The following is a 12202-nucleotide window of genomic DNA, read 5'->3' on the forward strand; positions in this document are numbered from 1 at the left end:
GTCAGATGTTCCGCATGCTCCTGGAGGGAGCGGACACCGACGTCGCCTCGGCTGAGCGCCTCGATGCCCTGGACGGCGGCGGCCAGCGCCTGGACCGTGGTCAGACAGGGCACTCCGCGGGCGACGGCGGCGGTGCGGATGTCGTAGCCGTCGAGGCGGCCGCCGGTGCCGTAGGGGGTGTTGACGATCAGGTCGACCTGGCCGTCGTGGATGAGCTGGACGATGGTCTTCTCGCCGTGCGGACCCTCGCCCTCGCTCTGCTTGCGCACCACGGTGGCGCTGATGCCGTTGCGCTTGAGGACCTCGGCGGTGCCGGAGGTGGCCAGCAGCTCGAACCCCATGGCGACCAGCTCGCGGGCCGGGAAGATCATCGAGCGCTTGTCGCGGTTGGCGACGGAGACGAACGCCCGGCCCTTGGTGGGCAGCGCGCCGTACGCCCCGGCCTGCGACTTGGCGTACGCGGTGCCGAAGACCGAGTCGATGCCCATGACCTCGCCGGTGGAGCGCATCTCCGGGCCGAGGACGGTGTCCACGCCGCGGCCGGAGGCGTCACGGAAGCGCGACCACGGCATCACGGCCTCCTTGACGGAGATCGGCGCGTCGAGCGGCAGCGTGCCGCCGTCACCGGCCTTGGGCAGCAGCCCTTCCTCGCGCAGCCCGGCGATGGTCGCGCCCAGCGAGATACGGGCGGCGGCCTTGGCGAGGGGGACGGCGGTGGCCTTGGAGGTGAAGGGCACCGTACGGGAGGCGCGCGGGTTGGCTTCCAGGACGTAGAGGATGTCCCCGGCCATCGCGAACTGGATGTTGATCAGTCCGCGGACGCCGACCCCCCTGGCGATGGCCTCGGTGGAGGCGCGCAGCCGCTTGATGTCGAAGCCGCCGAGAGTGATCGGGGGCAGCGCGCAGGCGGAGTCCCCGGAGTGGATGCCGGCTTCCTCGATGTGCTCCATGACGCCGCCGAGGTAGAGCTCGTGTCCGTCGTAGAGGGCGTCGACGTCGATCTCGATGGCGTCGTCGAGGAAGCGGTCGATGAGGACGGGGTGTTCGGAGATCAGACCGGCGTGCCGCTCCAGGTACCCGGCCAGCGACGGCTCGTCGTAGACGATCTCCATACCACGGCCGCCGAGCACGTAGGAGGGGCGGACCATGACCGGGTAGCCGATCTCGGCGGCGATCTTCTTGGCGTCCTCGAAGGAGAAGGCGGTGCCGTACTTGGGCGCGGGCAGTCCGGCCTCGGTGAGCACCCGGCCGAAGGCACCACGGTCCTCGGCGGCGTGGATGGCCTCCGGGGAGGTGCCGACGATGGGCACGCCGTTGTCCTTGAGCGCCTGGGCCAGGCCCAGCGGGGTCTGGCCGCCGAGCTGGACGACGACGCCGGCGACCGGCCCGGCCTGCTGCTCGGCGTGGACGATCTCCAGGACGTCCTCCAGGGTGAGCGGCTCGAAGTAGAGCCGGTCGGAGGTGTCGTAGTCGGTGGAGACCGTCTCCGGGTTGCAGTTGACCATGACGGTCTCATAGCCCGCGTCATGCAGCGCGAAGGAGGCGTGGACACAGGAGTAGTCGAACTCGATGCCCTGGCCGATGCGGTTGGGCCCCGAGCCGAGGATGATCACGGCGGGCTTCTCGCGCGGCGCGACCTCGCTCTCCTCGTCGTAGGAGGAGTAGAAGTACGGGGTCTTCGCGGCGAATTCGGCCGCACAGGTGTCGACCGTCTTGTAGACCGGCCGTACGCCCAGGGCGTGCCGCACCTCGCGGACGACGTCCTCGCGCAGGGAGCGGATCTCCGCGATCTGCGCGTCGGAGAAGCCGTGGCGCTTGGCGTCGGCGAGCAGCTCGGGACCGAGCTTGTCGGCCACCGCGATCTCGTCCGCGATCTCCTTGATCAGGAACAGCTGGTCGATGAACCACGGGTCGATCTTCGTGGCGTCGAAGACCTCCCGCGGGGAGGCCCCGGCGCGGATGGCCCCCATGACCGTGTTGATCCGGCCGTCGGTGGGCACGCGGGCCGCCGTGAGCAGCGCGCCCTTGTCCCCGGTGTCACCGGTGAAAGAGAACTGGCTGCCCTTCTTCTCCAGCGAGCGCAGCGCCTTCTGCAGCGCCTCGGGGAAGTTACGGCCGATGGCCATGGCCTCGCCCACCGACTTCATGGTGGTGGTGAGGGTCGCGTCGGCGGCGGGGAACTTCTCGAAGGCGAACCGCGGCACCTTCACGACGACGTAGTCGAGCGTCGGCTCGAAGGACGCCGGGGTCTTCTCGGTGATGTCGTTGGGGATCTCGTCCAGGGTGTAGCCGACGGCGAGCCGGGCCGCGATCTTGGCGATCGGGAAGCCGGTGGCCTTGGACGCCAGCGCGGACGAGCGGGAGACCCGCGGGTTCATCTCGATCACGATGACCCGGCCGTCCACGGGGTTGACCGCGAACTGGATGTTGCAGCCGCCGGTGTCCACCCCCACCTCGCGGATGACGGCGATACCGATGTCGCGGAGGGTCTGGTACTCGCGGTCGGTGAGCGTCATCGCCGGGGCGACGGTGATCGAGTCACCGGTGTGCACACCCATCGGGTCGAAGTTCTCGATGGAGCAGACGACCACGACGTTGTCGTGCTTGTCCCGCATCAGCTCCAGCTCGTACTCCTTCCAGCCGAGGATGGACTCCTCCAGGAGCACCTCGGTGGTGGGAGAGAGAGCCAGGCCCTGGCCGGCGATACGGCGCAGCTCCTCCTCGTCGTGCGCGAAGCCGGAGCCGGCGCCGCCCATGGTGAAGGAGGGGCGTACGACGACGGGGTAGCCGCCGAGGGTGTCGACGCCCGCGATGACCTCGTCCATGGTGTGGCAGATGACCGAGCGGGCTGACTCGCCGTGGCCGATCTTGGCGTTGACCGCCTCGACGACATCCTTGAACAGGTCGCGGTCCTCGCCCTTGTTGATCGCCTCGACGTTGGCGCCGATCAGCTCCACGCCGTAGGTGTCGAGGACGCCTTCCTCGTGGAGGGAGATGGCGGTGTTGAGCGCCGTCTGGCCGCCCAGGGTCGGCAGCAGCGCGTCGGGACGCTCCTTGGCGATGATCTTCTCGACGTACTCCGGGGTGATCGGCTCGACGTACGTGGCGTCGGCGATCTCCGGGTCGGTCATGATCGTCGCGGGGTTGGAGTTGACCAGGATGACGCGCAGGCCCTCGGACTTCAGGACGCGGCAGGCCTGGGTTCCCGAGTAGTCGAACTCGGCGGCCTGGCCGATGACGATCGGGCCGGAGCCGATGACCAGAACGGACTGGATGTCGGTGCGCTTAGGCACGCTGGCCCTCCATCAGGCTGACGAAGCGGTCGAACAGGTAGGCGGCGTCATGCGGCCCTGCGGCTGCTTCGGGGTGGTACTGGACGCTGAATGCGGGCTGGTCGAGCAGTTGGAGCCCTTCGACGACCTCGTCGTTGAGGCAGACGTGGGAGACCTGGGCCCGGCCGTAGGGGGTGTCGGAGTCCCGGTCCAGGGGGGCGTCGACCGCGAAGCCGTGGTTGTGCGCGGTGACCTCGACCTTGCCGGTGGTGCGGTCCTGGACCGGCTGGTTGATGCCCCGGTGGCCGTACTTCAGCTTGTAGGTGCCGAAGCCGAGCGCGCGGCCGAGGATCTGGTTGCCGAAGCAGATACCGAAGAGCGGGGTCTTCCGCTCCAGCACGCCCCGCATGACGGAGACCGGGTGGTCGGCGGTGGCGGGGTCGCCGGGGCCGTTGGAGAAGAACACCCCGTCGGGGGCGACCGCGTAGATGTCGTCGACGGTGGCGGTGGCGGGCAGGACGTGCACCTCGATGCCCCGCTCGGCCATGCGCTGCGGGGTCATGCCCTTGATGCCGAGGTCGATCGCGGCGACGGTGAAGCGCTTGGTGCCGAGGGCGGGGACGACGTACGCCTCGGTGGTGGCGACCTCCTCGCTGAGGTTCGCGCCCTTCATCTGCGGAGCGGCCTGCACCTTGGCGAGCAGGGCGGCCTGGTCGGCGAGGCCGCCGGTGAGCGCGGGGCCGGAGAAGATCCCGACGCGCATCGCCCCGCGCTCGCGCAGATGGCGGGTGAGGGCGCGGGTGTCGATACCGCTGATCCCGACGACGCCCTGGGCGGCGAGCTCCTCGTCCAGGGTGCGGGCGGAGCGCCAGTTGGAGGGGATCCGGGCGGGGTCGCGGACGACGTAACCGGAGACCCAGATCCGCGGGGACTCGGCGTCCTCGTCGTTGACGCCGGTGTTGCCGATGTGCGGGGCGGTCATGACGACGACCTGCCGGTGGTACGACGGGTCGGTCAGGGTCTCCTGGTAGCCGGTCATGCCGGTGGAGAACACGGCCTCGCCGAAGGTCTCCCCCACGGCGCCGTAAGCACGGCCGCGGAAGGTCCGGCCGTCCTCCAGGACGAGTACGGCGGGGGTCCTTGCCCCCCGGGCGGAGGTGGTCATGATGTGCCCTTCTCGGGGGTGACGGCCCGCGCTGGGGCCGCCGAGGGATCCTGCGCCCCCGGGGAGATTGCAGTGGTGTGCGAGGTGGCGACGCCGGTGTCGCCGGAGAGGTCGTTCAGGGCCTCGACCCAGGCCGGGTGCTCGGCGGCGCTGTCGGAGCGGAAGCCGGAGTCGATCAGCCGGTCCCCGTGCTGCCAGGTGACCACCAGCAGGCCGCCCTCGGTGAGGACCTTGCCCGCGATGCCCTTGTCGAGCCGGGCGCCGCGCAGCGCATCCACCGGAACGAAGAAGTCCCGCGCGCCGGGCCTGAGGACCTCCAGGCCCTCGGCGGTGAGGGTCAGCTCGGCGCGGCTGCGCGTCCCCAGGCCGTGGGCGACGATCCGGTCGAGCCACTGCCCTGCGGTGGTGCTGCCGTGGTAGCGGCCCGTCAGGGACAGCCGGGGCTCACCGGTGGTCTCCGGCAGGGAGGGGAGCTCCGGCAGGTCGGACTGGAGCAGCCGGCGCCACTTCCAGCCCTCGCGCATCAGCCAGTAGACGAGAGCGATGAAGAGCAGCAGACCGACGACCCAGCCGATACGGGCCGCCCAGTCCGTCACTTCCTGGGACTTCGGCTCGGCCGCGGCATCCGCGGCCAGGAGGATCAGAGGTGTCACGCCAGCTTCCCGTCCACAACCGTCGACCGGCCCCGCAGGAAGGTGTGCGTGACGCGACCCGGCAGCTCACGGCCCTCGTAGGGGGTGTTGCGGCTCCGGGAGGCGAAGCCCACGGGGTCCACGACACCACGGTAAGCCGGATCGACGAGCGTCAGGTTGGCGGGCTCGCCCACGGCGATGGGACGGCCGTGGCCCTCGAGGCGTCCGATCCCGGCCGGGCGGAAGGACATCCGGTCGGCGACCTGGGCCCAGTCGAGCAGGCCGGTGTCGACCATCGTGTGCTGGACGACGGAGAGCGCGGTCTCCAGACCGACCATGCCCATGGCGGCGGCGCCCCACTCGCAGTCCTTGTCCTCGTGCGGGTGCGGGGCGTGGTCGGTGGCGACGCAGTCGATCGTGCCGTCGGCGAGCGCCTCGCGCAGGGCGAGGACATCGGCCTCGGTGCGCAGGGGCGGGTTCACCTTGTAGACGGGGTCGTAGGACCGTACGAGTTCGTCGGTGAGGAGCAGGTGGTGCGGCGTGACCTCAGCGGTCACGTTCCAGCCCTTGGACTTGGCCCAGCGGACGATCTCGACCGAGCCGGCGGTGGAGAGATGGCAGATGTGCACCCGGGAGCCGACGTGGGCGGCGAGGAGGACATCGCGGGCGATGATCGACTCCTCGGCGACGGCGGGCCAGCCGCCGAGCCCCAGCTCCGCGGAGACGACGCCCTCGTTCATCTGGGCGCCCTCGGTGAGCCGGGGCTCCTGGGCATGCTGGGCCACGACGCCGTCGAAGGCCTTCACATATTCCAGCGCCCGGCGCATGATCACGGCGTCGTCGACGCACTTGCCGTCGTCGGAGAAGACCCGGACGCCGGCGGCGGACTCGTGCATGGCTCCGAGCTCGGCGAGCTGCTTGCCCTCCAGCCCGACGGTGACGGCGCCGATGGGCTGGACGTCGCAGTAGCCGGACTCCTGTCCGAGCCGCCAGACCTGCTCGACGACGCCCGCGGTGTCGGCGACCGGGAAGGTGTTGGCCATGGCGTGGACGGCCGTGAAGCCGCCGACGGCCGCTGCCCGGGTGCCGGTGAGCACCGTCTCGGAGTCCTCGCGGCCGGGCTCGCGCAGATGGGTGTGGAGGTCGACGAGTCCGGGCAGCAGGACCTGGCCCTCGGCCACGACGACGGTCGCGTCCTCGGCGCCCGGGAGGGGGCCGGTGCCGACAGCGGTGATGGTCCCCTCGGTGATCAGAACGTCCTGCGCCTCGCCGCCGAGCACCTTCGCACCGCGGATCAGTGTCTTCTTGGGCTCGCTCGTGGTCACTTGCTCTCCTCAGTGCGGGCATGGGTGGTGACGGCGGGCTCGGCTCCGCCGAGCAGCAGATACAGGACGGCCATCCGGATGCTGACGCCGTTGGCGACCTGCTCGACGGCGGTGCAGCGTACGGAGTCCGCGACCTCGGCGGTGATCTCCATCCCGCGGTTCATCGGGCCGGGGTGCATGACCACGGCGTGCTCGGGCATCCGCGCCATCCGGTCGGCGTGGAGTCCGTACCGCCGGGAGTACTCCCGCTCGGTGGGGAAGAACGCGGCGTTCATCCGCTCGCGCTGCACCCGCAGCATCATCACCGCGTCGGACTTCGGCAGCACCACGTCCAGGTCGTAGGAGACCTCGCAGGGCCACTTCTCGACGCCGATCGGCACCAGGGTGGGAGGCGCGACCAGGGTCACCTCGGCGCCCAGGGTGTGCAGCAGATGCACGTTCGAGCGGGCGACCCGGCTGTGCAGGACATCGCCGACGATCGTGATACGGCGGCCCGCGAGATCGCGGCCGGTGCCGTCACCGGGGCCCTGGTGGTTCGTCGGTCCGCCGTCGGCCGCGCCCGCGAGGTGACGGCGCATGGTGAACGCGTCCAGCAGCGCCTGGGTGGGGTGCTCGTGGGTGCCGTCACCGGCGTTGACCACGGAGCCGTTGATCCAGCCGGAGGTGGCCAGCCGGTGCGGGGCACCCGAGGCGTGGTGGCGGATGACGACGGCGTCGGCGCCCATCGCCTCCAGGGTGAGCGCGGTGTCCTTCAGCGACTCCCCCTTGGAGACCGAGGACCCCTTGGCGGAGAAGTTGATGACGTCGGCGGAGAGGCGCTTGGCGGCGGCCTCGAAGGAGATACGGGTACGGGTCGAGTCCTCGAAGAAGAGGTTCACGACCGTACGGCCGCGCAGGGTCGGCAGCTTCTTGATCGGCCGGTCGGCGACCCGGGCCATCTCCTCGGCGGTGTCCAGGATCAGTACGGCGTCGTCGCGCGAGAGGTCGGCGGTCGAGATGAGGTGACCGGGGGTTCGGGGGCTCCCCCCGGGGAGGTGCAGCATCCGGAGTCTCCGTGGGTGAGGGAGGTGTGCGGGAGTTCGGGCAGGCAGCGGCGCCGGGGCCTCACCGGAAGCCGCCCGGTGTCAGGGCAGGGGACGGCGCGGGAGAGGCGGCGGGTGAGCTACTGCTCGCCGACCGGGGCGGTCCGCTCGGGTTCCGCGGCGCCGGTGTCCGTGGCGGAGCGGGGCGCGGGGGACCGTAGGCCGAGGAGCACGCTGTCGCGGCCGTCCTCCTCGGTGAGTTGGACCTTGACCGTCTCCCGCAGCGAGGTGGGGAGGTTCTTGCCGACGTAGTCGGCGCGGATCGGGAGTTCGCGGTGGCCGCGGTCGACCAGGACCGCGAGCTGGACGCCGCGCGGACGGCCGATGTCGCCGAGCGCGTCGAGCGCGGCGCGGATCGTACGCCCGGAGAAGAGCACGTCGTCGACGAGGACCACCAGGCGGCCGTCGATGCCGTCACCGGGAATCTCGGTGCGGGCGAGGGCGCGGGCCGGACGCAGCCGCAGGTCGTCCCGGTACATGGTGATGTCCAGGGAGCCGACCGGAGCGGGGCGGCCGGTGATCTCCTCCAGCTTGGCGGCGAGCCGGCGGGCGAGGAAGACGCCACGGGTGGGGATGCCGAGGAGCACCACGTCGTCGGCGCCCTTGGCGCGCTCGACGATCTCATGGGCGATACGGGTGAGGGCACGCGCGATGTCGGGCGCCTCGAGCACAGGGCGCGCCGGTTCCGCGGCGGCCGGGCCGGGTGTGTCCATACGAAACGGACCTCCTTCTCCGCCTCACGGGACGGACCTTAAAGGACGTCGGATTTACGCTGCCCACGGTACCAGGGCGGTGGGACGGCCCCCGCGGCGGCCCTCGTGACCTCCCGGCCCGGACGGTGTGGACCATTCGGCTTGACGAAGTGAGATTACGCTGCGTAACCTCACAGTGAGTTACCAGTCTTCGTCCGGGGAGCCATATGTCCAGCGAATACGCCAAACAGCTCGGGGCCAAGCTTCGCGCCATCCGCACCCAGCAGGGGCTCTCCCTCCACGGTGTCGAGGAGAAGTCGCAGGGCCGCTGGAAGGCCGTGGTCGTCGGTTCGTACGAGCGTGGCGACCGCGCGGTGACCGTGCAGCGCCTCGCCGAGCTGGCGGACTTCTACGGGGTTCCGGTGCAGGAGCTGCTGCCGGGCACCACTCCGGGCGGCGCCGCCGAGCCGCCGCCGAAGCTGGTGCTGGACCTGGAGCGGCTGGCCCATGTGCCGGCCGAGAAGGCAGGTCCGCTGCAGCGCTACGCCGCCACGATCCAGAGCCAGCGTGGCGACTACAACGGCAAGGTGCTGTCGATCCGCCAGGACGACCTGCGCACACTCGCCGTCATCTACGACCAGTCGCCCTCGGTGCTGACCGAGCAGCTCATCAGCTGGGGAGTGCTCGACGCCGACGCCCGTCGCGCGGTACAGCACGAGGACGCCTGACCCTCACTCGCCTGGCTGCGACAGAGCCGCAGACCAGAACTGCAGAAACGTGCCGCCGCTGGGGCGGGCCTTCCGGGTCCGCCCCAGCGGCGGTTCGCTGTCCGCCGGGCCGCACACCGGACACCGCGGCAGGCCCTCCGCCGCACTGCCGACGAAAGACGATCGGGCCCGGAGCGGCAGTGCCTTCCGGGCCCGATCGGCTGGGGTATGTCCGGGCGACCTTCGAGGATCAGCCCGCGGCGTCAGATCCCGCGGCGTTCAGATGCGGTACATCGTCACGCGGTGGGGGTGCCCCTGGACGGAGCCTGGCGAAGGCCCGGGGAGGGCCTCCTCGGTCGGTCGGGCACCGCAGGGGCACTACGCCGGCCTCCGGCCGGGCCCCCACCCAACGGCAGCTGGGGGGAGGCCCTGCCGGGGCAGCAGGCGGAGCGAACCTGGGCTGACGCGGCACTGGTCCCGGGGGCCGGGAGCGCTATGCCCTCCGCAGCGACGGCTTGAGCTCCTTGAGACGGCCCAGGAGGCCGTTCACAAAGGCGGGGGATTCGTCGGTGGAGAACTCCTTGGCGAGCTGCACCGCCTCATCGATCACCACCGCGTCGGGGACCTCGTCCTCCCAGATCAGCTCATGCGCACCGAGCCGCAGGATATTGCGGTCCACCACCGGCATCCGGTCGAGCGTCCAGCCGACCGCGTAGGTGGCGATCAGCTCGTCGATCCGGTCCGCGTGCTCCGCGTACCCCTCGACGAGCTGCATCGTGTACTCGTTGACCGGCGGCTGCCGGTCGTCGGTCCGGGCGAGCCGCATCCAGTCCGCGAGCACGGTCCGCACGGGAATTCCGCGCTGGTCGGACTCGAAGAGGATCTGGAAGGCCCGCTTGCGGGCCTTGTTCCGGGCAGCCACGGTTACTTGTTCACCCGGCCGAGGTACTCGCCGGAACGGGTGTCGACCTTGATCTTCTCGCCGGACGTGATGAAGAGCGGCACGCCGATCTCGTAGCCGGTCTCCAGACGGGCCGGCTTGCTGCCGCCGGTGGAGCGGTCGCCCTGCACGCCGGGCTCGGTGTACTCGATCACGAGCTCGACCGAGGCCGGGAGCTCGATGTAGAGCGGGGAGCCCTCGTACATGGCGACGACGGCCTCGAAGCCCTCCAGAAGGTAGTTGGCGGCGTCGCCCACGACCTCCGGAACCACATGGATCTGGTCGTAGGTCTCCGTGTCCATGAACACGAAGTCGGCGCCGTCCTTGTACGAGAACTGCATGCCGCGCTTGTCGACATTGGCCGTCTCGACCTTCACGCCCGCGTTGAACGTCTTGTCGACCACCTTGCCGGAGAGCACATGCTTCAGCTTGGTGCGGACGAAGGCGGGGCCTTTGCCCGGCTTGACGTGCTGGAACTCGACAACGGACCAGAGCTGGCCTCCGTCGAGCTTGAGCACCATGCCGTTCTTGAGGTCGTTCGTGGATGCCACGGTTGCGGAATCTCCTGGACTGAAGCTGGTGGAACCAGAAGGTGCGCGCCAGAACCGTGGGGCTCAGAGCGCGAGCAGCTCCTTGGTCGTGATGGTGAGTAGCTCGGGTCCGCCGTCCGCCTCGGGGCGGACGACGAGCGTGTCGTCGATCCGGACACCGCCCCGGCCCGGGAGGTGGACCCCCGGTCCGACGGTGACCGGCACACAAGCGTCCAGTTTACCCATGGCCCCGGGCGACAGCTGCGGGTCCTCGTCGTTTTCCAGGCCGACACCGTGTCCGGTGAAGGGCGCGAGCTGATCACCGTAGCCTGCCGCGTCCAGGATCTGGCGGGCCGCACGGTCGACATCCCGGTACGCGGCGCCCGGCGCGAGCGCCTCCCGGCCGGCCCGCTGGGCGGCGAACACCAGGTCGTACAGCTCGATCTGCCAGGTGGCGGGCGTGCTGCCGATGACGAACGTACGACCGAGCTCACAGCGGTAGCCGCGGTAGTTGGCCCCCAGGCACACACAGAGGAAGTCGCCTTCCTCGACCCGGCGGTCGGTGGGCAGATGTCCGTGCGCGCCGGAATGCGGCCCTGCGGCCACCGACGTGGGGAACGCGGGGCCGTCTGCTCCGTGGTCGACCAGCCGGCGCTCCAGCTCCAGGGCGAGATGCCGCTCCGTCCGCCCGACCAGAATCGACTCCAGCAGCTCGCCGAGAGCCTGGTCGGCGATCTCCGCTCCGATGCGCAGACAGGCGATCTCCTCGTCGTCCTTGATCAGCCGCTGCTGCTCCACGGCGCAGCCCAGATCGGACAGCCGGAGCCGGGGGGCGGCCGCGCCGAGCGCGCGGTGACGGGCCACGGTGAGGTGGTGTTCCTCCACTGCGAGGGTCTCGGCACCGGCCGCGGCGGCAAGGCCCCCGGCGGCCACAACGGAGTCGTCGCCGGGCGCCGGCAGCACGAGCAGACGCAGGTCCTCGCCGATCCGCCCCTCGGCCGGGTCGCCGGAGGGGGCGGCCGGGCAGAGCAGCACGTCCTCGGCGGGCCCCAGGAGGAGCGTCGCACCGCGCGGCGCCCCGCCCGCCAGATAGCGCACATTGGCGGGGTGCGAGACGAGCACGGCAGCCCTGCCGACCGCACACCGGTCGCGCAGCTGCGAGCGCCTGGCCGCGTGCACCTCGGACATGGTTCGAGCCTACGAGCAGTCGCGGACACCGGCCGCTTCTGAGCACCCGGACGGGCAGCGCCCGTCCCTGCGGCTGTCGTGACAGGGCCCCGGCCGGTCCCGGCGATCTTGTCGGGCGCGCCACGCCTGGGGGAGCTCCAGCCGCCGGAACGGCACCCCCCAGCCTCCGCCGGTGGGGTCCCGCCGCGGTAGCTGAGGGAGACGCACGCCGCGTTGTCGCGCTTGCCCCAGCTCCGCCGGCCTTCGGTACGGGGCACCCGGCGGGGGCGACGATCGCCCGGACAGGGGCCCGCTCAGCAGCTGGGCTGGCCCGCGATGGTGCGGACGAGGACGTCGTCGAGGACGCGGGCCGTCGTGGCGACGTCGAGCTGGGAGTTGTCGATGATGGGCAGCCCCGAGCCGTACCAGCCCGCCATCTTGCCGTGGATCAGTGCCACCTCCTCGTCCGACAGCCTGCGGTTGCCCGTCCGCTGGGCGTTGCGCTCGAGGACGATCTCCAGTCCCGGCAGCAGCACGACCGGGAGGAGGCCCGGGCCGACGTGCCGCTTCCAGCCGCCGAGGCCGACGACCGGGCGGTCCGGGAAGACGGCGTCGTCGAGGATGCAGGAGATTCCGTTGGCGAGGAAGTTCCGGGCGGCGAAGCCGCAGGTGCGGCGGGCGAGCCGGTAC

At 70.9% G+C, this 12202-nt stretch carries 10 protein-coding genes and 1 pseudogene; 1 reads left to right on the forward strand and 10 read right to left on the reverse strand.

Annotated elements, in window-relative coordinates; all coding sequences use genetic code 11:
• The 6 genes from carB to pyrR form a co-directional block, all read right to left on the reverse strand.
• On the reverse strand, nucleotides 1-3293 hold a 3293-nt coding region (gene carB / locus ACTWQE_RS32045; protein ID WP_443332601.1), incomplete at its 3' end, for a carbamoyl-phosphate synthase large subunit.
• Complete coding sequence (carA, locus tag ACTWQE_RS32050) at nucleotides 3286-4437, reverse strand: glutamine-hydrolyzing carbamoyl-phosphate synthase small subunit (protein ID WP_443332602.1); 1152 nt, start codon at nucleotides 4435-4437, stop codon at nucleotides 3286-3288. The genes carB and carA, both read right to left, overlap by 8 nt.
• Complete coding sequence (locus tag ACTWQE_RS32055) at nucleotides 4434-5090, reverse strand: PH-like domain-containing protein (RefSeq protein ID WP_443332603.1); 657 nt, start codon at nucleotides 5088-5090, stop codon at nucleotides 4434-4436. Before ACTWQE_RS32055 ends, carA begins: the two co-directional genes overlap by 4 nt.
• A complete protein-coding gene (locus ACTWQE_RS32060; RefSeq protein ID WP_443332604.1) occupies nucleotides 5087-6394 on the reverse strand; it encodes a dihydroorotase in 1308 nt (435 codons plus the stop codon). The genes ACTWQE_RS32055 and ACTWQE_RS32060 overlap by 4 nt, the downstream gene beginning before the upstream one ends.
• The gene (locus tag ACTWQE_RS32065) at nucleotides 6391-7437 is read right to left on the reverse strand and encodes an aspartate carbamoyltransferase catalytic subunit (RefSeq protein WP_443332605.1); all 1047 of its coding nucleotides are present in this window, start codon (nucleotides 7435-7437) and stop codon (nucleotides 6391-6393) included. The genes ACTWQE_RS32060 and ACTWQE_RS32065 overlap by 4 nt, the downstream gene beginning before the upstream one ends.
• A gap of 119 nt (nucleotides 7438-7556) precedes the next feature.
• Nucleotides 7557-8189 (reverse strand): bifunctional pyr operon transcriptional regulator/uracil phosphoribosyltransferase PyrR, encoded by a 633-nt coding sequence (gene pyrR, locus ACTWQE_RS32070; protein WP_443332606.1) that lies wholly within the window; start codon nucleotides 8187-8189, stop codon nucleotides 7557-7559.
• A 206-nt stretch (nucleotides 8190-8395) separates the two neighbouring features.
• Here pyrR and bldD point away from each other — a divergent pair, with 206 nt between their 5' ends.
• Nucleotides 8396-8896: a transcriptional regulator BldD gene (gene bldD / locus ACTWQE_RS32075; RefSeq protein ID WP_004948690.1), complete on the forward strand. Its 501-nt coding sequence runs from the start codon at nucleotides 8396-8398 to the stop codon at nucleotides 8894-8896.
• 472 nt (nucleotides 8897-9368) lie between these two features.
• Here bldD and nusB read toward each other — a convergent pair whose 3' ends face one another.
• From nusB to ACTWQE_RS32095, 4 genes and pseudogenes are all read right to left on the reverse strand, one after another.
• A complete protein-coding gene (nusB, locus tag ACTWQE_RS32080; protein ID WP_443332607.1) occupies nucleotides 9369-9797 on the reverse strand; it encodes a transcription antitermination factor NusB in 429 nt (142 codons plus the stop codon).
• Between the two features lie 2 nt (nucleotides 9798-9799).
• Nucleotides 9800-10366: an elongation factor P gene (gene efp / locus ACTWQE_RS32085; protein WP_443332608.1), complete on the reverse strand. Its 567-nt coding sequence runs from the start codon at nucleotides 10364-10366 to the stop codon at nucleotides 9800-9802.
• A 63-nt stretch (nucleotides 10367-10429) separates the two neighbouring features.
• Nucleotides 10430-11533, reverse strand: coding sequence for an aminopeptidase P family protein (locus tag ACTWQE_RS32090; RefSeq protein WP_443332609.1), 1104 nt, complete (start codon nucleotides 11531-11533; stop codon nucleotides 10430-10432).
• A 293-nt stretch (nucleotides 11534-11826) separates the two neighbouring features.
• Nucleotides 11827-12202: pseudogene (locus ACTWQE_RS32095) on the reverse strand (AAA family ATPase); the annotation flags it as partial.

The sequence above is a fragment of the Streptomyces sp. 8N706 genome (genome assembly GCF_052245415.1).
In the GTDB taxonomy this organism is placed as follows: Bacteria; Actinomycetota; Actinomycetes; order Streptomycetales; family Streptomycetaceae; genus Streptomyces.

Excerpts from the sequence above, each read along its gene's own strand:
- carA (WP_443332602.1), bottom strand. The coding sequence starts at position 4,437 with ATGACCACCTCCGCCCGGGGGGCAAGGACCCCCGCCGTACTCGTCCTG.
- ACTWQE_RS32065 (WP_443332605.1), bottom strand. The coding sequence starts at position 7,437 with ATGCTGCACCTCCCCGGGGGGAGCCCCCGAACCCCCGGTCACCTCATC.
- pyrR (WP_443332606.1), bottom strand. The coding sequence starts at position 8,189 with ATGGACACACCCGGCCCGGCCGCCGCGGAACCGGCGCGCCCTGTGCTC.
- bldD (WP_004948690.1), top strand. The coding sequence starts at position 8,396 with ATGTCCAGCGAATACGCCAAACAGCTCGGGGCCAAGCTTCGCGCCATC.
- ACTWQE_RS32090 (WP_443332609.1), bottom strand. The coding sequence starts at position 11,533 with ATGTCCGAGGTGCACGCGGCCAGGCGCTCGCAGCTGCGCGACCGGTGT.